This is a genomic window from Novipirellula artificiosorum (assembly GCF_007860135.1).
Taxonomy (GTDB): Bacteria; Planctomycetota; Planctomycetia; order Pirellulales; family Pirellulaceae; genus Novipirellula_A; species Novipirellula_A artificiosorum.
Window position 1 is genome coordinate 291,304 of sequence record NZ_SJPV01000006.1, and the last position, 20,883, is coordinate 312,186.

Genomic DNA, 20,883 nt, shown 5'->3' on the forward strand with positions numbered 1-20,883 from the left:
GCGGCTTCATCGATCGACCAAAGAACGATCCTGGGACGCAAACGCTTTGGGTTGGAATCCAGAGATCCTACGACCTGTCCAACGCATGGAACGCTTTTGGGCCAGGTGCAAAAAATTTTTCAAGCGTCTAACTTATGTGGTACAACGAGCCCTCTGGGAGAGGTCGAGCCTAAGCGAGGGAGAGGGAAAACGGGCTGCGATTACAACATGAAATTCCAGCACTGTTTCTATACCGGCCCTCCCCCTCGCTGCGCTCGACCCCTCCCGCTGCGCGGGCAGGGGTGGATGGATACCTAAACACTTCAGCAGTCACAACTTAAAAACTGCACGACCTCTGCGCGGGCAGGGGTGGTTGGATACCTCAACACTACAGTAGTTACAGCTTTAAACTGCACGAGCTCCTGACGGGGGGTGTGTTTTTGCCCGACACGAATGCGCCCCGGCGAGGCGGCGAGGCTGTTTTTCCCATTCCATCTTGACTCGATGTCGCCGCGCTGAGTAGTTGCTTGAATACGAATTTCAATTACTTTCGCGTTTCGATTAAAGTTCAAGCACGACATGGCATGGATTCGCCATTCTCAACCGAGCCAGACGCCTCGTCTGTGGTCCCCGCTGCGCCGAATTTTTGTGATGGCACTGGGTTGTGTCATTTTGACACTGACTTTGATTTCCATAGAAAACGCCAGCGGCCAGGGTTCGGCCTACCCGCCTGGCAATTCGTTTGACACGCCTCAAACCAACTTGCAACCGATTGGCCCACCACCGGGGGTCAATTCTCCGTCGACATTTTCGACGCCGCCTCCGTACCCTACGACGGGATCGGTAGGATCCCCCACGATGGACCCTTACGCGACCTCCGGCTCTGGCGCGAGTCTTGGCTCTGCAATCCCGATGTCGCCGGGAGGCACCAGTTTGTTCGGCATTCTGTTCTCGAATCCCAACGCGCCTGTTGCCCCGCTTCCAACCAATCCATTCAACGTGGGGGCACCGGTTGGCTATGGCTCGGCGCCTCCATCCTATCCACCGTCCGGCGGCTACGGATCGGTCTACGGAGCGCCAACGACGAGTGTTCCACCTCCGGTTTACAACACGCCCCCTGTCTATTCAACGCCTCCCGTATACTCCACGCCACCCGGCTACCCCAGCCCGACGTCCCCGTATCCGACGTCCCCGTATCCGACGTCCCCGTATCCGACGTCCCCGTATCCGACGTCCCCGTATCCGACGTCCCCGTATCCGACGTCCCCCTACCCTCAATCCACACCGTCATCCCTGTATCCTGGCGGGATGTTCGGCAACACGAGTTTGTGGGACACGGCAACGATGAGCGCCTATCGATTGCTCCAGGGACCTCGTTTTCGCTACACCTACATCGATTCAGGCGATTCGCCAAATGATCTGAACATCAACGATTTTGACACGTCCATCGTATTCGCATGGCAAGATTTTTTGTGGTGCACCGAACCGTTGATGATCGCTCCATCATTTTCGCTACATTTGTGGGACGGCCCCGACGGAATTACCGGCGCCGACTTGCCGCCGAATGCCTATAGCGCGTTCCTTGATTTGGGTTGGCAGAGCGATCCGAACCAGATTTTTGGTGTTGAACTGGGAACACGGATTGGTGCGTTCACCGACTTCAATACTTACAACTCCGAGAGTTGGAGGTTGATGGGCAAAGCGTTACTGAACTTCCGTTTGACTCCTGCATCCACGCTGAAAGCAGGCGTCTATTATTTGGATCGCAACAAAGTCAAATTGTTGCCCGCGGGTGGATTGCTGTATCAACCCAATCCCTACTCTCGATGTGACATTTTCTTTCCTCAACCGAAGTTCTCGAAGTATTGCCGAACCGTTGGCACTCAAGACGTTTGGTGGTATGTGGCAGGTGAATACGGGGGAGGGTCGTGGACCGTCACGCGAACCGATGGCGACGAGGACAGTGTTGATATCAACGACCTGCGCGTGATGATGGGCTTCGAATGGGGCCAGCACGAGTACATTCGTACGGGCCGCCGCAATTCGTTTGTCGAACTTGGCTATGTCTGGGATCGCGAAATCGAATATCGCTACAGTCCACAAGACAACATCTACCCGAGTGACGGGATCATGCTGCGCTTGGGAATCGGTTATTAGCCGATTATGCGGCTTTCGCAGGCATCCTGGTAAGTTTCGTTGACTTTGTGGGTCATTCCTGTCAGCCAAAGCCTGCCCTCGCTCCGATGCTCAGTTGTACCACTGATGGATAACGGTGCAGATCAACGCCTAGCTGCTTCCTCGACGACCGAGGAAACGTTTCGCACGTTCTGTTCATTGCTCTGGCATGGATCGCCAGCGACCTGTTCCCCTGCGATCCCCTACCACTATCGAGCAACAATCAGCGTGACCACGACCACCCCAAGCTACTTGCGCATCCATCAAGGGCCGAGAACAACGGCCGCCAGCAAAAACAATTACGACAATGCTGAGGCCATCGAGGGGTTTTGGCAAGCGTTTGGGGATGCGACGGGGTGGCGTGTCGCCCCTTCGAAACCGCGGAGTTCAGCAGGGCTGAAACTGCTGCCGAACGTCAATTGCGATTCGCTTGCTGACCCAAGCGAGTCCTCACCATCGGTCACGCAGAACAGTGCGTTGCGGCTTGCCGAATCGGCAACACGGCTCGCCGAACAACTGATCCGATCACGTGAATCGCTGCGTCAGCAAGAGATGGAGCTCGCCGCTCGTGCGACGATCATCTCGGACGCCGACACGCGTCAGAAACTGGCGGATCGCATTGGTCAGATTCTTGCGAATGCAGCCGAAGCCTGTGGATGTGACGCGGCAGCGCTGTACTTGCTTGATGATGACACGCAAGTCTTAAACACACGAGCGGTTTACGGATTGCCTCTGTCTCGATTGGAGGATGCACCCCGTGAGCTACGGGGCAGTCGCGGCGACTTGGAGGCGTTGGTACGAAACGTGGTGACCGTTGATGAATTCCATGCCGGCGGTGTCGATACGTGGTCCAGTCCTGAGCCATTTCAGGCAGGCATTTGCGCGTCCTTGCTTGACGACTCGGTCCCGATCGGAACGCTGTGGTTGTTCGCCGATGAAGTCAAGGCGTTCAAGAAATCAGATCAGGCAGCGGCTCGCATGGCAGCGGCAGCCATCAGCTGTGAGTTGTCACGGGCTGCTGCAAGCCGAGAACAGAAGGCCCAACACAAAAGGGCCGAGTCGATTGCCGATTTGACCGAGTGGCAGCACCTCAGTTTACCAACAGGCAACGAATTGGCCCCGGGATGGCGAGCCGACGGAATGATCGAATCACCCTGCCAACATGCGATCGGTTGGCACACTTGGGACATCTTGCCTGATGGAACGATCATGATGGCAATCGGTGAGTCGGTCGATCCTTCACTTCGAGGCGCCGTGCAGGCGGTCGTCGCGAGATCTGCAATGACGGCCCATAGTGGATATCGGCATTCACCGGCTCAGATGATTCAGAGGATTGGCGACTCACTTTGGCAAACCAATTCAGGCGATCAATTGATGTCGATGCTGTACTTTCAGATTGATCCGGAAACGGGCGATGGTTCGTTTGCGGCGGCGGGAAGCATCACCGCGATGATCAGTAGCCGCTATGGCTACCGCCCGCTGGTCGATGGCCGCAGTGAATCGATCGGCGTCCAAATCGACGTTCGACCGGCCACCGGATCTTTTTCGCTGCTCCAAGGCGAAACCTTGCTGGCGTTCACGGACGGATTGTCGGTGGACGGAGCGACACAAACGTTTCTCGGCGATTGTTTGAGAACCAGCATGGCAGCAGCCGACAAGAATCCTTTGGCTGCGATCCGACGAAAAATGGTCGATCGTCCCCTGACAAAGGAACGAGGCGCCATGACACTGCTTCGCAATTAGTTTCGATCCGCAAAGCAATCTTTGACAAAGATTTCTCTTGACGTCCGCGGTGATTCACAGTAGTTGTGGATACAGGCCAATCCGAATAGGACCTGTTTCGATATCTTCGCGGAGGCAATGATGAAGCCTGAGCCGAACGAGAATCCGTCCAAGGAAAGCTCGACAATCGAGCGTTTTTTGGCTGGTATCAGCGAGTGCATTTTCTTATCGAAGTTGGGAGTCGCCGACATCCAACTTGTCGACTACCTCAGCGACATGATGCTACGGTTTGTTCGTGTCGAATCGCTGCATCGCGTTCGCCGGGCGAATGGCAAACCCGCCACCGAAGTGTTCGAAATGGTGGCCGAGGCGGATCGCCGCATCGGTCTGGCTCGCCGTGAAGTCCATCGCCACATCGGCGATTTCACCCTGTTTTGGTCGGGCATGTATCCGGAAAGCCTACGACGCATCAATCCGAATGAATCCGCTGACGGATTTTTGAATTATTGCCGTCAAGGCAAGCGGGCTTACGCGATTGCAGCGGAAATTGAAGGAGGTGACGATCGACCTTCGTGTGACCTGCTGTACCGATTGAGCGAGCAGTTTGAACTGTGTGCATACGGACTGCGCGAAGTTCGTCGCGAGTGGGAAGAAGGCGACCAAGGCAGCGATTTGTTGTTGTCGTAGTCGGGATGTTCACGCCATCCACGAGACGCTCGTCTGTTGCAGACCTTTGGCAATCACTTTTTCTTGCGGCGTTTTTTTTCTTCGAAACCTCGCCGCGTGATGGAGACGACCTCGGAATTGCCAATCATGATGCGGCGGTTATCTTCTGTTTTGATCGCAATCTGCTGCGACAAGATATCATGCCCAAGCACCGATGCACTACCGTCCCGCATCATGATTTGACTGCCGACCGGTGGCAATTCAGCGGCTAATTCTTCGTACGTGTCGAACTCATAACGCAAACAACACTTCAGCCGTCCGCAGCGTCCTGAGATCTTGCTCGGATCGAGCGTCGCTTTTTGCACCTTGGCCATCTTCATCGACACGGGGGGCATCTTACTAAGATGAGTCGCACAACAAATCGGCTGTCCACAATCTCCATAATCGGCTAACAGCTTGGCCTCGTCCCGAACTCCAATCTGGCGCATCTCGATTCGAGTTTGAAAGTGCCCCGCGAGTTCACGGACCAGTTGCCGAAAATCAACCCGCTGTTCGGCGAGATAATAGACAATGATGCGTTCACCACCGAGCAACCGCTCGACGTCAACAATCTGCATCTCCAAACCCAATTGGTTCGCCGATCGTTGGCATCCATCAATATCCTCGCGAGCGATGGCCTCGTATTGATCTCGTTTGCTACGATCGTCGGACGAGACTTGTCGCAGGATCGAGCCATCCGTCGGCTCTGGCAAGTGTTCGATTGCCGCCGCCGTTGCCTCACAGAGCACGGTTCCTATTTCCGTTCCGCGTGCGGTCCGGACAACGACTTGATCACCGTAACGCCAACTCTGATTGGCCCTCATCACACCGAGAATTCGCATCGAACCACAACGAACCACGTACTGCGGGTTCATGTCGCCGTTGGGGGAAGTCGTCGTGTTTTCGTTTCCCGTCGAACCGGTGCTGTTGACCATCGATTCAATCCGCCTTTTCCGGTACGCGTTCCAAAACGTCCAGTAGCACTTGATCGGGCTCGATCCCTTCGGCTTGGGCTTCGAAATTCAACAACACGCGATGCCGCAGCGCAGGGAGAAAAACGCGACGAATGTCTTCGAAGCTTACATTGTATCGGCCGTCCAAGAGCGCGCGAACTTTCGAAGCAAGTGCAAGCGTTTGCGCCCCCCGTGGACTGCTCCCCCAACGAATGTAGTTATTGGTTGCTTCGACGCTGTGCGGCCCGTCAGGATGCGTTGCCAGGGTCAAGCGGACCAAGTAGTCCTGCACATGCGGTGCCAAGATCACTTCGCGCACCAAAGCTTGCCACTTCAAAATTTCGCTGCCATCCATCACCTTTGACAACTCAGCCGTCTCGCCGCGCGTGGTACGGTCGACGATCGTGTTGAGTTGTTCCCGCGTGCTGTAGCCCACGACCAACTTGAACAAAAAACGGTCCATCTGTGCTTCGGGTAACGGGTAGGTGCCTTCCTGCTCGATCGGGTTTTGTGTCGCCAGAACAAAGAACGGTTTTTGAAGAACGAATCGCTGTCCGGCTGCCGTGACGGTGCCTTCTTGCATTGTTTCGAGCATCGCTGATTGAGTCTTAGGCGTGGCCCGGTTGATTTCGTCGGCGAGCAAAATCTGAGTGAAGACCGGACCTCGTTGGAACTCGAAACGACGATGGCCGCGTTCATCTTCGACAATCATGTTCGTGCCAAGTATGTCCGCAGGCATTAAGTCCGGTGTGAACTGAATGCGACTGAAATCAAGACTCAACACCTCTGCCAAGGTTCGAACCAGCATGGTTTTGCCAAGTCCAGGAACGCCTTCAAGCAGACAGTGGCCCCCGCACAACATCGCGGTCAACACGCCGTGGACAATGTCGTCATGACCAACGATCACTCGTCCGATCATGTCACGAACCGTCGCGTAGCGTTGTCGAAATTCGTCAGCTTGCGCCTGCATGGACTCGACGGTGGTCGTCATGGTGAGGAGGGTTCCTGTGATGAGGGCGGCAAGGCGTCAACGAGAGTGGAGAGTTCCGAGAGGACGCCATTCTAGCTCAAACCGCCATGGCGTGGGACCGGACCCGAAAATTTGACATCTTGCCGAAAACGGCCGACCTGCTACTCATCCGAAGTGGGAGGGCCACCAAGTTGCACCAATTTGTTTTCCTTCTTGGTCGTCGGGTTCATCACACACTTGCTACACGAAACACACTCTCCCGCTTTGGCTTTCAACCCGCGGGCCACCGTTCGAACCGCTCGCCGTACTAACCAAATACCAGCAGCGGCGACAATGGCGAACGAGAGGATTGATTGCCAAGAATCCAACGACTGTCTCCCTCTTTTGAGCGGCTTTGTCCTAAGGGGCTGCTAAAACAACCTTGATCCGATTTGATACGTCAACAGCGATCCGACATAGGCCAGCGCCGTCATGTAGGTGAAACTGAGGGCCGGCCAAAACCATGAATTGGTCTCTCGCTTGATGACGAGCAACGTGCTCACGCACTGGGCACAAAGTGCAAAGAACACCATGATCGACAATGCCACCGGAGTCGTGAACACCGGCCGACCATCAGGCCATTTGGAAGCCCTCATCGCCGCGATCAACCCATCGTCTTGTTCATCGACTTCGCCACCCAGGCTGTAAATGGTTCCCAGGGTCGCGATGATCACTTCTCGAGCTGGAAAACTCGCAACGGCTCCGACACCAATCCGCCAATCCCATCCCAACGGACGAACCGCCGGTTCGATCGTGTGACCAATTGATCCAAGCGTGCTGTTTTCCAACAGCGAGGAACTGAGCCGACGATGTTCCGCACGAAGTTGCGCAAGATCGCCAGACACCGAGACGCTTGCGTCACTGGAGTCCGCTTCCAATTGTTCGATTCGCGTCTGGATTTCAAATTGCCGCGAGTGGTCGCCGGGCCAATAGCCAGCAAACCAAATCAAGATCGATGCAGCAAAAATCATCGTTCCGGCGCGCACCACGAATTCGCGGCTCGCTTCCCAGACTCGCGAAAAGACGACTCTCGCCGATGGAACTTTGTATTCGGGAAGCTCCAAGACAAACGGTGCCGTTTCACCTCGTAGCAGCGTCTTTTTCAAAATCCATGCCACCGGAATCGCGACGAACACGCCGACAAAGTACATCGCCATCAACACCAGCGGCCGTGCAGAGATCAAGCCGCCCAGCAATCCACTCGCCGGCACAAACGCGCCAATCAACAGCAGGTAGACTGGTAGCCGAGCGCTGCAGCTCATCAGCGGTGCCACCATAATGGTCGCAAACCGATCTCGACGATTTTCGATCACTCGAGTGGCCATGACGCCCGGGACTGCACAGGCAAACGAACTCATCAGAGGCAAGAACGACTTGCCGCTCAACCCAAAGAGCGTCATCACTCGGTCCACTAAAAACGCAGCGCGCGACATGTAGCCGCAGTCCTCAAGAACGGCGAGAAAGAAGAACAGCAAAGCAATCTGCGGCAAGAAAATCAAGACACCGCCAACTCCAGCGATCACACCGTCCACCACCAAACTACGAAGCATGCCTGGCGGAATGATCCCAGCCACAAACTGAGAAAGAACGCCGGTCAGCGATTCAATCAAGTCCATCGGGATTGAGGAGAGCGAGTAGATGCACTGAAAAATACCAAACATGATCAAGAAAAAGCAGATCATGCCGCCGACTCGATGGGTCAAAATCGCATCGAGCCAATCGGTCGCATTGCGGGGTTTGGCTTGAGTCCGCGAGACAACCCCCTCCAAGCTGTGGGCTGCCCATGAATAGCGGGCGCTGCACTCCAACTCGGTGGGATCGCCACACACCGACGCCAATTTTTCTCGCGCCGAAACGATCGCCGGCAAGACACCGGCGCCTAGCCTTCGGATCGCTCGACGTTCCGCTTCACCCCCGCGGTCGAGCAACATCCGTTCAATCAAATACTGGTCAGGGACCATCGTGCGAGAACAATTCTGTCGAGTCAGCGATTCCGTCGTGCAAGCTCGCTCGACAAGCGCATGGCGCAGCTCGTTGCAAACCGCATAGAATTCAGCCGGCAGCGGACGATCCCGCTCCAGCGACGACACTTGCCGATTGGCGACCTGCTCCAACTGTGTTGACATCTCGGACTTGAGCTCCGCCAAACCGGTTCGTTTGGACGCGCTGATCGCCACGACACGTACGCCCAGATTCTCGCTCAATTGATCGGTGTTGATGGATAGCCCGCGAGCTTCTGCGGCATCACTCATGTTTAACGCGATGATCGTCGGCTTGCCGAGCTCTACAATCTGGCTGACGAGAAACAGGTTTCGCTGCAGAAGCGTGGCATTGACCACGCAAACAACCAAATCGACTGGGGATTGGTCCGCGGAATCACCGGTGAGGACATCGACAGCGACCATTTCATCAGGCGAACGTGGCGCCAGACTGTAAGTGCCCGGCAAATCCACAAGTTCCACCGAGGTGTCGCCGAACATGCAGCGACCGATCTTCTTTTCAATCGTCACCCCCGGATAGTTGCCCGTGCGGACATTCATGCCGGCCAAGGCATTGAACAGAGTGCTCTTGCCTGTATTGGGATTGCCGACCAACGCGACGCGGAACGATCGCGTAGCAATTTCGAGCGACTCAGATGCAGTGGTTTCGGCGAAATGCGCCATGGACCTAAGAACGTGTAAGAGAAGGGTTCTGCCCGTTGGTGACGACAGCAATGACGGAACGCATTTTTAACGTCCGATTCTTGTTCGCGAAACTCCCGGCCGCGGAATCGACGAAGCAGCCCAGGGCCCGCCTCGCTCTTCAAGCCGACCTAAGAGATCGGTGCCGCCATTGGCTCGATATAAACTCGCCGCGCCTCGCCATTTCGAACAGCAATGCGACTTCCCTGAACCGAGCACTTCATCGGATCGCCAAGCGGCGCGGTACGCAAAAACTGCACAGGCTGCCCGGGGACAAAACCCATTTCTCGAAGCCTTGATGCGATGCCATCAAATCCGTCAATGCGCACAATTTGCCCAAATTGGCCGGGCTGCAGCTGGTCGAGTGTTGTCACGAGCGATGCCTCCATTATTGAGAATCAGTCTCAGTAAGGCTATTGTGCACGTCTCGATGAAGAATGTCAAGCCAAGCCGCAGAGAATCTTGGTTAGGGCGTTTCCAGAGCCGGAAACCGGTTGATTATGGAAAGGAAGCAGAAACGAAAAACCAAGAGGCCTACCAGGTGCGGCAGGTTCGATGAATCCCAAAACGCTATTGAACGAATGGATTGACTTTCACGTCCGATCCAATCGGCAGGATCGTCCCAGGGGTGACCGAGGACTGTTTTCCGGAGGAATCAATCGCCGGAGCGAGGCGAGCCGGTTGAGCTGCAAGCGTGCCCTGCTCCGCGGAGGACCAGGTTTTGGGATCCCCCATGTCATCCTTGTTGACCGTAAACGACAGCATCTGGATCCCATCGTTATCTTTGAAAACGTGATCGAGCCCGAGATCGTACTTGAAGATTGCCATGCCCAGCGGTGTGTTGCGAAGCTCCTTGACTCTTTCTGCCTTGAGCGCCCAGCGCCGTCCCCAACGGATTTCGTCGCGGCCCGATTCACTCACTGCATAACGAAACTCATAGCGGAACAGTCCCGTCCCGCTCGGCTTCACATATTGCAACGTTAAATAGTCCTCGACCTTTTGGGGACACTTTGCGTTTTCATCATCCATAATCTGGCGGAATGAGGTCGGGGTCGATTCGGTTGCGTCTGCATCCTCCCCGCGATCCTGCATGCCTTGCATGGCTGCTTCAAAGCTTTCGGCACAACCGCTGAACAGCGGCAACGCGAAAGCAAGAACGAGTGAAAACGCCAAAGGGCTAGCTGAGTGGGGAGGTTTTTTCATCGCACGAAACACCAACGAATGGGACAAGCAAAACACCGACGTCGGCAATCAATCGACGATTCCGATATTGAACTGTAGGTCGCCAATCCCGAAGTCCCTCGTCAACTCGAAAGGATCAAAAAAGAGAATCTTCGAGCGCGGGCACACAACCGGCGCAACCGAAACAACTCCTTCCCTTCGAAGGCTCGAAGAAGGGGGGCTCGAAGAAGGGGGGCTCGAAGAAGGGGGGCTCGAAGAAGGGGGCCTAGCGTTCGCGGAACAACTCGCTGATCGATTGATCGTGATGAATCCGCTTGATCGCTTCGGCCAACAATGGCGCGACGCTCAGTTGGACTAAATTGGGTAGTTGCTTCTCAGGCGGGATCGGAATGGAATCGGTCACGATGATCGAATCGAGAGGCGCTTCACGCAATCGCTCGATCGCCGGGCCACACAAAATGCCATGCGTACAAGCGATATGGATCTCGCGAGCCCCAGCCTGATGGACCAATCTCGCGGCGCCACAAATCGAACCGGCGGTGCTGATCATGTCGTCGAACAGCAACGCCACTTTGCCAGTGACCGGTCCCCCGATAATCGTACTCTGGCGAACCTCTGTCGCGCTGGTCCGTCGTTTGTCGACGATCGCCAACGCCCCCCCGAGTCGTTTTCCGTGGCCGACCGCACGTTTGATGCTCCCTTCATCCGGGCTGACGACCACGATCTCGTCCTCCGACAAACCACGATCCAGGAAGTGCTCATTCAGTACCGGAGCCGCATAGAGATGATCGACGGGAACATCGAAAAACCCTTGAATCTGAGCGGCGTGCAGGTCCATCGTCAACACACGATCGGCGCCCGCGCGCGTGATGATGTTGGCAGCCAACTTGGCGGTAATCGGGACTCGGCCTTCGTCTTTGCGGTCCTGCCGTGCGTAACCAAAGTAAGGAATAACGGCAGTGATCCGTTCGGCACTGGCCCGCTTACAGCAATCGATCATGATCAACAACTCCAACAAGTTGTCGTTCACGGGGGGGCAAGTGGGTTGGACCAAGAACACGTCGCGACCGCGAACATCCTCGTCCAGCTTGCAGTAGTTTTCGCCATCTGGGAATTTGCCAAGCGTTATTTTGGCTGGCTCCAGGTGCAGATGCCGACACATTTTTTGCGTCAGATCGCGGTTCGCTCGTCCGCTGAAGATTTTCAGTTCGCGCATTTGCTGCCTAATATCCCATCGATCGCATCGTTTCGTCGACCAATTTTAGCTCGTCGGTGTTGTTGATCGAAAGCGACTCGCACGGCTCCAAAACGGCGATCGCTTCGACGACGCGGCCCGCTTCCCGCAACAACTTGGCACAGTCCGTTAGATAATACTCGCTTTGAGTGTTGTTGTTGCTCAGTTTGGACAACGAATCGAGTAAATCGGGCGTATGGAACAAATACGTACTCATGTTCACTTCGCAGATCTTTCGCTGCTCGTCCGTCGCGTCCTTGTGCTCGACAATTCCCCAAAACGCTCCCGCCCCATCACGAACGATCCGACCGAGCCCTTCGGGGTTGCTCTTCTCGAGCGTCCCGAGCAGCAGCGCGGGCCTGGTTTCGGCAAAATGGTCGAGCAGCTTCTTGAGGCTCGTTGGCTGAATCAACGGCGAGTCGCCCGCAACCACAATGGTCGGTCCGACTTGGGACTTGAGGGCCGAGTGAGCCATTTGGACCGCATGGCCGGTACCCAGTTGTTCCTCTTGCAGCACAAATTCAATGTCACCCTCGCGGCCGGCCAGTTCCTTTTTGACCGCATCGGCCTCATAGCCTACCACAATGATTTGGCGACGAATCCCCGCTTTTTCAAGTGCATCGAGCACGAAATGAATCATGGCCCGGTCGACGACCGGGCACAACACCTTCGGCAGATTGCTTTTCATTCGTGTCCCTTTGCCGGCGGCCAGGACGACGGCGCAGGGTTCATTCCGGTTCGACATGCGTTTGTTGAGCTTTTGAGAAGATCGGGTTCAGCTGCGGGACACCGCCCCGCATGCCTCGCAGCGGGCACGACGCTCCACGCTATGTTGGCAACTTGATGACAATCCAGCAAGGCCCGCGTGTTTCGCCCCCCCGCTAGACCGCATCCACGGGGATCGGAATGCGACTGGGGTCGTCGATTGAATGACTGCCGCTTTTGGAGGTGGGTTGCACGGCAGTCATCCCGAAGGGTGTCGCGGCTCATCCTACGTTTACTGCGACGCCCTTCGGGGTCGAAAAGCTGATTTTCGTTTTCAACCCCAGATGCGCTCGCGCGATCCGGGGATAATTGCTGAAATGCCTTGGGACGTTCGGTAAATAAGTTTAGGAATTCTATTTACCGCGAAGCGGTTAAATTCCAGAGCCCAGGGTCGACGCGCAGCGGCGCACCCTGGGGGCCACGTATAAATCGCACGTCCCTCGGCATGGTCAATGAAACAAACGATGCAGGAACAAAATCGATGTCCTGCGTCGCCGCAACGCAACAGCCTAATCAATGTCGCTGCTGGCCAGCCCTAGCTTGGCCAGCCACTTGCGTGAGTGGCCCTCGGCTTGTTCGGCTTGTCGCGTGTCGTGCCGCAGGTGCTCGAGTTGTTCTTCCAATTCGGCCGTTTTTCGTGACAACTCTTGGCGTTCGCGTGACAACTTGGCTCGTTCAAGCGATGCTTCGATTTCTGATTTGCGGAATTTCTCTTCCCACTCGGCCTGCAGTTGTTGTAACCGCATACGTTCTTCCTGAATCAATTCATCGCTGTCTACCATTCCGGCAATCGCAGCCGCTCCGATGGCAACCCCGTCATCGCTGGTGCCCGGTCGTTGCTCAAGCAGGTGGTTGAGTTCTTTGATTTCGCGTTCTCGTCGATCGAGCTCCTCCATTCGGTGCTCCAATTCATCATGCATCTGCTCGACGTAATCGGCTGGGTCGATCATCCAGGATTCCCCATCGTCTTCATCCGATTCATCCAAATGCTTTGCGATCGTGTTGTTGATGAACGACTCGGCATCGAACGTATCCTCTTCCATTTGCCGAAGGATCAACTGTTTACGTTGCTCCCAAGACAACGCTTCGTTCGAATCCGACGTGGCGCTGTTGACCGATTGGCGAACATTTGAACTGGCTACCTTCGATGCTAAGTCGCTGTTCTGTTGCCTCAACTCATCATTGTCATCACAGAGCTGACGGTTTTCAGCCTCCAAAGTGTTGACTTGGATTCGGAAGGTTTGAAGTTCCTGCTCCAACTCGTCCAACGTTTGCTGGGTTTCGTGATCGGGCTGTGTCCAGTTGGTTTGTACTGGCTCGGTCGCCTTCGCCTCGGTCACCACCTTCAATTCGGCGCGAAGCTCACTGATTTCGGCGACCAACTGCTGCAAAAGGGATTCATTTCCCGCAATGGCTTCGAGCAGCGGTCCCGTCGTCTGGGCAGCGGGGCCGCGCGCTTCCGAAACCGCTGGATTACATCGATCAACGGTGGTCAAGTCCGATGCGATTGGCCGGGGCGGCGCGAGGTTCTCGGTCGTCGTCGTTGTTTTCTTCGCCGGCGCAGCGGTCGACTTCGCGGGGCGAGTTCGGGACTTTCGAGGCTTCCGAGTCATGAGAATCGTTTAGTGAGAGCGGTTGTGGTTGAGCCGCGTTTCGCTCGACCGCCTTAACCGTTAAAATCGGACACCGTTAGCGGTTGGCTGGGAAGGTTGGTTCGAGCCATGTTTCGCAAAAACGACGTCGTTGTCGTTAAGCTTCACTGAATCCTTACGTCGCAACCAAAACGCTGTCAAAAAACACCATGCCAAAAAAGAAAAGGTCGCAACCCGATTCGGTTGACCATGCCGATTCTGGCGACATCGACTTTGAATCGGCCCTCAGCGAAGTCGAAAAAATTGTCCATCAGCTCGAAAGTGGTGAGCTTGGATTGACCGAGTCGCTTCGCGAGTACGAATTGGGCATCAAACGGCTGAATCAATGCCATCAATTGCTGGAATCTGCCGAGCAAAAGATCACGATGCTCTCGGGTTTCGATGCCGAGGGCAACGCGGTAACGGTATCGTTTGGGGATTCGGAATCATCCGAGGATGAACCGACTCGCGCGGGTCGGCGCAATCGTAGCGGTTCGCGGGCGTCACAAAAAAAGACAGTGGCCTCGTCGGATATGTTCGACGATTCCGATAATGATGACGATGCCGAAATTGACGGATTGTTCTAAAGAAAAGGCTTTGATGTTCGAACCACCGTCCCCTTTTGTCGCTCGTCCGGCCGCCGTCCCGCTGCCTCAGCCTGCAGGTACGAATCCGACCGGGATGGAGGATTTTCGCCCCAAGGTGGAACAATCGCTTCAACAGGCATGTGATTTCGGCCAGGGATGCCCCCCACGATTGGCTGAAGCGATGCGCTATGCGCTGCTGGCTCCTGGGAAGCGTTTGCGACCGGGTTTGGTGTTGATGGCCAGCGAGACCTGCGGGGGGACGACCGAGGATGCCATGCCCGCAGCCGTGGCGATCGAGATGATTCATGCTTATTCGTTGGTCCACGACGACCTGCCCGCAATGGATGATGACGACCTGCGCCGGGGCCGCCCGACGGTTCATGTGAAATTTGACGAGCCGACAGCGATCTTGGTAGGTGATGCCTTACAGGCCCAAGCCTTTTCACACCTGCTGAGCCACGGGTTGCAACGTCACCCGACCGATCCCAGCCGGGTTGCGTCTGCGGTCCAGGTTTTGGCGTCCGCCGCGGGAGCCGGTCAATTGGTAGGTGGACAATTCGACGACCTGGCAGCTGAACGGGAAGCAGCAACCGACTCGCCAAACAGCCAGCGCATCCGTACACTCTCGCATCTCGAGGCGATTCACCGCCGTAAAACGGGAGCCTTGTTTTCGGCGGCGCTCGATTTGGGGGCCATCCTGGCCGGCGCCAATTCGCAGTCACGGCAAGCCCTTTTCGATTATTCTAAAGATCTCGGGTTGGCGTTTCAGGTTGTGGACGATTTACTTGACTTCACTTCTGACGAACAATCTTTGGGAAAACGTGTAGGAAAGGACGCCGATCGGGGTAAACTAACGTACCCCGGATTGCTGGGGATCGAGGGTGCTCGAACAAAGGCGAAGCAATTGGTCGAATCGGCTCGAAAGCATGTCGGTGTTTTCGGGGATGCCGCTTGGCGGTTAGCCCGATTAGCGGACTACGTATTGCATCGCACGCATTGACAGGAAAGATGATGAACAACGAGGAATCGGTGGTGTCGAAACACCCGCTGCTGGAAAGTCTGACCGATGCGATGCCGCTCCGCGAAATGACGCGAGATCAGCTGGTCGGTTTGGCAGCAGAAACCCGTGATGTCCTGTGCAATCTGTTGGCCACTCGGACCGCCCACTTCGCTTCCAATTTGGGGGTCGTCGAATTATGCATCGCCCTGCACTGTGAATTTGATTTCCGCACCGATCGACTCATTTGGGACACGGGCCACCAAATCTATCCCCATAAGTTGGTGACGGGCCGCTATCGCGACTTTCCAACGATCCGAACACGTGGCGGTTTGATGGGGTACCCCAATCCGCAAGAAAGCGTCTACGACTTGTTCATGACGGGCCACGCGGGAAGCAGCGTGAGCACGGCGGTGGGGCTTCGCAGCGGAGACGTTCTTTCGGGAAATCCCGACCGACGAACGGTAGCGGTCATTGGTGACGGTGCCTTTCCGAGCGGAATCGTTTTCGAAGCCATGAACAATGCTGGCGAACTCGAAGACGACCTGACCATCATCTTGAATGACAACAAAATGTCGATTTGCCCGCGCGTCGGTGCAGTGGCAACCTATTTGGATCGGCTTCGATCCAATCCGTACTACACGGGGCTGAAGACCGAAGTGGTGCGATTGCTCGATCTCGTCCCGATGTTTGGTGATCCCGCGGAGCGATTGTTGGCTCAGATGAAAGAAGGTGTCAAAGCCGGATTGCTCGGCGGCATGCTGTTTGAGGAACTTGGGATCCGCTATGTCGGACCGATCGATGGTCACGACATCTCGCTGATGCGAAAATACTTAGCGATGGTCCGGGAAATGAAAGGCCCCGTGCTGCTGCATGTCGTGACCGAGAAAGGCCATGGCTACAAGCCCGCGGCCGAAGATCCGGTCTTCTTTCACACACCCCCTGCGTTTACCGAAGAACGTGGAAAACCGGTCCCGACCGCCAGCAGCGGGTGTCCGCCATTTACCCTTCACGCTCGAAACGCAATCCGCAAAAGCATGGCCGAAGATGATCGGGTCACCATCATCACCGCAGCGATGTGCCAAGGCAACAAATTGGAACCGGTACGGGAACAGTTTCCCGAACGTTTTTTTGATGTGGGGATTTGCGAATCGCACGCGGTTGCCTTCGCCGCCGGCCAATGCAAAACCGGCTTGCGCCCGATCGTGGATATCTACAGCACGTTCTTGCAGCGGAGCTACGACCAGATTTTTCAAGAGGTGGCCTTGCAAGATTTGCCGGTCGTTTTCCTGATCGATCGTGCCGGGCTCACAGGTCCAGACGGTCCCACGCATCACGGCGTCTACGACCTCGGTTACTTGCGCGTGTTCCCAAATATGGTGGTGATGTCGCCTGGCTACGCCGCAGAAGTCGAACTGATGCTTTCGGCCGCCATTCATCACGATCATCCGGTAGCGATTCGATACCCGAAAGCCTCTGCACTAGAGCTGGCAAGAACTCCCGATCCGATCGAGATCGGAAGAAGTGAACGAATTCGTGATGGACGGGACGGAACGATCGTCGCCTGTGGATCGATGCTGGATCAAGCGTTGGCTGCGGCGGAGTCACTCTGCGACGATTTGGATGTCGGTGTGGTCAACGCTCGGTTCATCAAGCCGATCGATGTCGAAATGGTTCGACAAAGCGTCGAGACAGGCAAGTTCGTGATCACGGTCGAAGAGCATGCCAAAATGGGTGGATTCGGCTCTGCGTTCCTGGAAACTGCGGTTGAGCAGCGACTCGATACGCGACGGATTCATCTGCTCGCTTTGTCGGATAAGTTCATCGATCATGGAGATCGGGACGAGTTGTTGGCCGAAGAAGGTTTGGGGGCCGAACAGATCGCTCAGGCGTGTCGCGATGCGGCGGATGATCGCATCACAATGACTCAAGATGCGAAGCCGATCCATGCCACCCACTGATCCGGCGAAGACGCGAGAAACCAGCAAGTGGTGTCACGATGGTGATCGGCCAAGTGTGGTGATTCTCGGGGCACCCAACCGTGATCGCGTTCAATCGGAACTCGCTCGTTTGCGGCCCACCCTTGCGGAAAGCGCCCACATTGTTGCCGAGGATTTGGCGTTTCAGTACGAGTTTGAAGACGTCGAAATTGATCTGGTCATTGTGCTTGGTGGTGACGGCTCGATCTTACAAGCGGCCCGCCAAATGGGTCAGCATCAGTCGCCGGTGTTGGGCGTCAATTGTGGTCGTTTGGGATTCCTCGCCGCATTGTCCCCAGACGATTTTCTACAGGCCTGGCCCGATGTGCTGCGGGGATCGTTTGATGTGATTGATCATTTGATGATTCAGATCACGGTCATGCGTGGCGAACAGAAGATCGCAGAACAATTAGCACTAAACGAAGTTGCGATTCTGCGGGGCGCCCCCTACTTGATCCTGGACATCGACCTGTACGCCGACGGCCATCTCGCGACTCGCTACCGATGCGACGGCTTGATCCTCGCAACGCCCGTCGGATCGACGGCGCACAATTTGTCCGCCGGAGGGCCGATTCTGAGGCGGAACCTGCAAGCGATCGTGATTTCACCGATTAGTCCGCACACGTTGACCTATCGCCCGGTCGTCGACTCGGCCGATACGGTTTTCGAATTGTCCGTGACCGAGCCTTACGAATCGACCAGCGTCGTCGTGGACGGACGCATCCTGAGCCAATTGTTGCCGGGGGATCGAGTGCGCGTTGAGCGGGCAGGGGCAACGTTCCAAATGTTGTCGGTACCCGGCCAGGACGACTATCGCACGCTCCGAGACAAATTGGGCTGGGGAGGTACGGTCAATGCGAATTCCAGGCAAAGCGATTAACGAGCGGTTAGAGCTTGCGCTGCCGAGAGCGTGGGAGGGTGTTCCATTCCCCTCACGCTTGAACTGCTTTTGTCACTGATAGACGCGCACGTAGTCGACCAGCATTTGCTGTGGAAATTTGGTTTCTTGGTTGACGGGGCCAACGAAACCACCCCCCACCGCCAAGTTCAGTAGCAGATGGAACGACTGATCAAACGGTGCAGGGAAACCCGCAGCGGACGAGTTCCACTTGGTTTGCGTTTGATAGAGATGGCCGTCGACACGCCACTCGATCTTGCCTTTGCTCCAATCGACGGCGAAGGTATGGTAATCGTCGGCAAAGCTGCCTTGGGGAAGGGTATAGGAGTCGCCAGTGTGGACGTTGTTCGGCCAAGCGGGTCCATAGTGCAAGGTGCCCAAAACGGTTTCCGGTTGTTGTCCACGCATTTCCATGATGTCGATCTCTCCGCTGGCGGCCCATCCCCCGTAGGTTTCCTCGGTTGGCAACATCCATATCGCAGGCCAAATCCCTGCTCCGCGCGGAAGTTTCGCTCGGACTTCGACCCGCCCATATTTCCAATCTCCACGGCGTTTGGTGCGCACCCGGCCCGACGAATACTCTCGCTCGGTACCGCTGACACCCGCGTGATCTCGGTGGGCCTCGAGAATCAAGGATCCGTTCTCGACGCGAACGTTCTTGCTCCGATCCGTGTAGATCTGAAGCTCATGGTTCCCACCACCAAAGGCATTGACTTCGATTTCCCACTTGGAATAGTCGAGCAAATCGCCGTTGAATTCGTCCTGCCAAACCAGGGAATCAAAAGGGGGTTCGGCGGATGCCTGGGCCCAAATCGCGTTGGCAAAACAAAACGATGCAATGAGAGTCAGCACGACGGAGAAACGACTCATTCGGTTGCCTTGAGAAAAAGGGATTTGCCTATTAAGGAACAGAGCAAGGTTGCGGGTCTTCTTCCGATTCGAAAGTTCGTTAGGCCAAGGGCGTCTGAGACAAACACTTGCCAATTTGTCGGACTGCCTGACGGAGCCGTTGTTCATTCTCGACCAAGGACATGCGTAAAAAGCCCTCGCCCGCTTGACCAAAGCCGCTTCCGGGACTGACCGCCACGTTTCCCTCTTCGAGCAACTTCAAGGCAAAGTCCATCGTGCTCATCGTTTTCCGCCACGCTTCGGGAACCTCGGCCCAAACGAACATGCCCGCTTTTGGCGGTGTCACATTCCACCCCAAGCGTTTCAGTCCGCTGACCAACACGTCCCTTCGTCCTTGATAGATCTGCGACTGTCTTTCAACGTTCGCTTCGGTTTCACGCAACGCAACGATCGCCGCGATTTGGATGGCTTGGAACATCCCATAGTCGTAATAACCCTTGACAGTCCCCAAACCACGAATCATTTCCGAGTTTCCAGCACAAAAGCCAACTCGCCATCCGGCCATGTTGTACCCCTTGCTCATCGTCGTGAACTCGACGCCAACGTCTTTTGCGCCAGCGGCAGCAAGAAAGCTGGGCGGCCGATACCCGTCGAATGCGACATCGGCGTAAGCAAAATCATGGATCACCATGAACCCGTACTTCTTTGCCAGCCGAACCACTTCCACGAAGAACTCCGGTTCGATCACCGCGGACGAGGGGTTATGAGGGTAGTTGACGATCAGCACTTTCGGCGTTGGTGCCATGTGTTCGCAGGTGTAGGCAACGTTTCGCAAGAAACGCTCGGAATCCGCGACGTCCAGCGCCACCACGTTGCCGCTGGCAAGAATCACTCCATACATGTGGACGGGAAAGTAAGGGGACGGGATCATGGCCGTGTCGCCCGGTCCCATCAAGGCCAAGCACATGTGCGAGAAGCCTTCCTTGCTGCCCAAGCACGACATGACTTCGAGTTCGGGATCAAGCCGAACGCCATATTGCCGATAGTACTTGCTGGCGACCTCTCGGCGCAGGTTTGAAATTCCATTCGATTTACTGTAGCCGTGGTTCCCCGGGTCTGCGGCCGCGTCCGCCAATTTTTGGATCACGGCCGGATCGGGCGGATCCGACGGGTTGCCCATCCCCAAGTCAATGACGTCATCGCCCGCGCGACGTTTCTGATACAACGAGTTGTTGATTCGCCCAAACATGTAGGGAGGCAAGCGATCCACGCGAGATGCAAATTTGACCTCGAACGGTTGGGGAACCGGATCGGTCGTCGGTGGCTTGATCGCCGGCGCATCGATATTGGGCGTATCCGAATTAAACGGTTGACTCATGTTCGTCACGTTAGGGAGTAAGAATTCAGCCTTGAGACTGCGACCCACAGAGTAGGGGGCTTGTTGGGCCGTGCAGGTCACCATTGTCGACAAGACACGCTCACTCGCCCAGGGGTTATCGGAAACACGATTTTTGATCTATGGCTGGCCCGAACGGCG

At 55.9% G+C, this 20,883-nt stretch carries 18 protein-coding genes; 7 read left to right on the forward strand and 11 right to left on the reverse strand.

Going from position 1 to position 20,883, the window contains the following annotated elements:
• The first annotated feature begins 837 nt into the window (after positions 1-837).
• The 3 genes from Poly41_RS18005 (at position 838) to Poly41_RS18015 (ending at position 4,563) form a co-directional block, all read left to right on the forward strand.
• A complete protein-coding gene (locus Poly41_RS18005; RefSeq protein WP_231615754.1) occupies positions 838-2,136 on the forward strand; it encodes a hypothetical protein in 1,299 nt (432 codons plus the stop codon).
• Positions 2,137-2,241: 105 nt separating this feature from the next.
• The gene (locus tag Poly41_RS18010; protein WP_146528103.1) at positions 2,242-3,897 is read left to right on the forward strand and encodes a PP2C family protein-serine/threonine phosphatase; all 1,656 of its coding nucleotides are present in this window, start codon (positions 2,242-2,244) and stop codon (positions 3,895-3,897) included.
• A 117-nt stretch (positions 3,898-4,014) separates the two neighbouring features.
• Entirely contained in the window at positions 4,015-4,563 is a 549-nt protein-coding gene (locus tag Poly41_RS18015; protein WP_231615755.1) for a hypothetical protein, read from the forward strand.
• Between the two features lie 53 nt (positions 4,564-4,616).
• Here Poly41_RS18015 and Poly41_RS18020 read toward each other — a convergent pair whose 3' ends face one another.
• The 9 genes from Poly41_RS18020 to Poly41_RS18055 form a co-directional block, all read right to left on the reverse strand.
• Positions 4,617-5,516 (reverse strand): PSP1 domain-containing protein, encoded by a 900-nt coding sequence (locus Poly41_RS18020; protein WP_231615756.1) that lies wholly within the window; start codon positions 5,514-5,516, stop codon positions 4,617-4,619.
• Positions 5,517-5,520: 4 nt separating this feature from the next.
• Entirely contained in the window at positions 5,521-6,525 is a 1,005-nt protein-coding gene (locus Poly41_RS18025) for an AAA family ATPase (RefSeq protein WP_146528104.1), read from the reverse strand.
• 140 nt (positions 6,526-6,665) lie between these two features.
• Positions 6,666-6,872 (reverse strand): hypothetical protein, encoded by a 207-nt coding sequence (locus tag Poly41_RS34180; protein WP_197231415.1) that lies wholly within the window; start codon positions 6,870-6,872, stop codon positions 6,666-6,668.
• Positions 6,873-6,914: 42 nt separating this feature from the next.
• Entirely contained in the window at positions 6,915-9,206 is a 2,292-nt protein-coding gene (feoB, locus tag Poly41_RS18030) for a ferrous iron transport protein B (protein WP_146528105.1), read from the reverse strand.
• A 149-nt stretch (positions 9,207-9,355) separates the two neighbouring features.
• Positions 9,356-9,598 (reverse strand): FeoA family protein, encoded by a 243-nt coding sequence (locus Poly41_RS18035; RefSeq protein ID WP_197231416.1) that lies wholly within the window; start codon positions 9,596-9,598, stop codon positions 9,356-9,358.
• 196 nt (positions 9,599-9,794) lie between these two features.
• Positions 9,795-10,427: a hypothetical protein gene (locus Poly41_RS18040; protein WP_146528107.1), complete on the reverse strand. Its 633-nt coding sequence runs from the start codon at positions 10,425-10,427 to the stop codon at positions 9,795-9,797.
• A gap of 244 nt (positions 10,428-10,671) precedes the next feature.
• On the reverse strand, positions 10,672-11,622 hold the full coding sequence (locus Poly41_RS18045; RefSeq protein WP_146528108.1) for a ribose-phosphate diphosphokinase: 951 nt from the start codon (positions 11,620-11,622) through the stop codon (positions 10,672-10,674).
• A gap of 7 nt (positions 11,623-11,629) precedes the next feature.
• Positions 11,630-12,385, reverse strand: a complete 756-nt coding sequence (locus Poly41_RS18050; RefSeq protein ID WP_146528109.1) for a sugar phosphate nucleotidyltransferase — start codon at positions 12,383-12,385, stop codon at positions 11,630-11,632.
• A gap of 529 nt (positions 12,386-12,914) precedes the next feature.
• Positions 12,915-14,018 carry a coiled-coil domain-containing protein gene (locus Poly41_RS18055; RefSeq protein WP_146528110.1) on the reverse strand — a complete coding sequence of 368 codons (1,104 nt, stop codon included), beginning with the start codon at positions 14,016-14,018 and terminating at the stop codon, positions 12,915-12,917.
• Positions 14,019-14,206: 188 nt separating this feature from the next.
• On the opposite strand from Poly41_RS18055, the gene xseB reads away from it, so the two are divergent.
• The 4 genes from xseB to Poly41_RS18075 are packed head-to-tail and all read left to right on the forward strand — an operon-like array spanning position 14,207 to position 18,479.
• Complete coding sequence (gene xseB / locus Poly41_RS18060) at positions 14,207-14,623, forward strand: exodeoxyribonuclease VII small subunit (protein WP_146528111.1); 417 nt, start codon at positions 14,207-14,209, stop codon at positions 14,621-14,623.
• Between the two features lie 13 nt (positions 14,624-14,636).
• A complete protein-coding gene (locus Poly41_RS18065) occupies positions 14,637-15,623 on the forward strand; it encodes a polyprenyl synthetase family protein (RefSeq protein WP_146528112.1) in 987 nt (328 codons plus the stop codon).
• 8 nt (positions 15,624-15,631) lie between these two features.
• The gene (gene dxs / locus Poly41_RS18070; protein WP_231615757.1) at positions 15,632-17,581 is read left to right on the forward strand and encodes a 1-deoxy-D-xylulose-5-phosphate synthase; all 1,950 of its coding nucleotides are present in this window, start codon (positions 15,632-15,634) and stop codon (positions 17,579-17,581) included.
• Complete coding sequence (locus Poly41_RS18075) at positions 17,568-18,479, forward strand: NAD(+)/NADH kinase (protein WP_146528113.1); 912 nt, start codon at positions 17,568-17,570, stop codon at positions 18,477-18,479. The genes dxs and Poly41_RS18075 overlap by 14 nt, the downstream gene beginning before the upstream one ends.
• A 72-nt stretch (positions 18,480-18,551) precedes the next feature.
• Here Poly41_RS18075 and Poly41_RS18080 read toward each other — a convergent pair whose 3' ends face one another.
• Positions 18,552-19,367: a glycoside hydrolase family 16 protein gene (locus Poly41_RS18080; protein WP_146528114.1), complete on the reverse strand. Its 816-nt coding sequence runs from the start codon at positions 19,365-19,367 to the stop codon at positions 18,552-18,554.
• 79 nt (positions 19,368-19,446) lie between these two features.
• Positions 19,447-20,724 carry an aminotransferase class I/II-fold pyridoxal phosphate-dependent enzyme gene (locus Poly41_RS18085; RefSeq protein WP_146528115.1) on the reverse strand — a complete coding sequence of 426 codons (1,278 nt, stop codon included), beginning with the start codon at positions 20,722-20,724 and terminating at the stop codon, positions 19,447-19,449.
• Between the last annotated feature and the right edge of the window lie 159 nt (positions 20,725-20,883).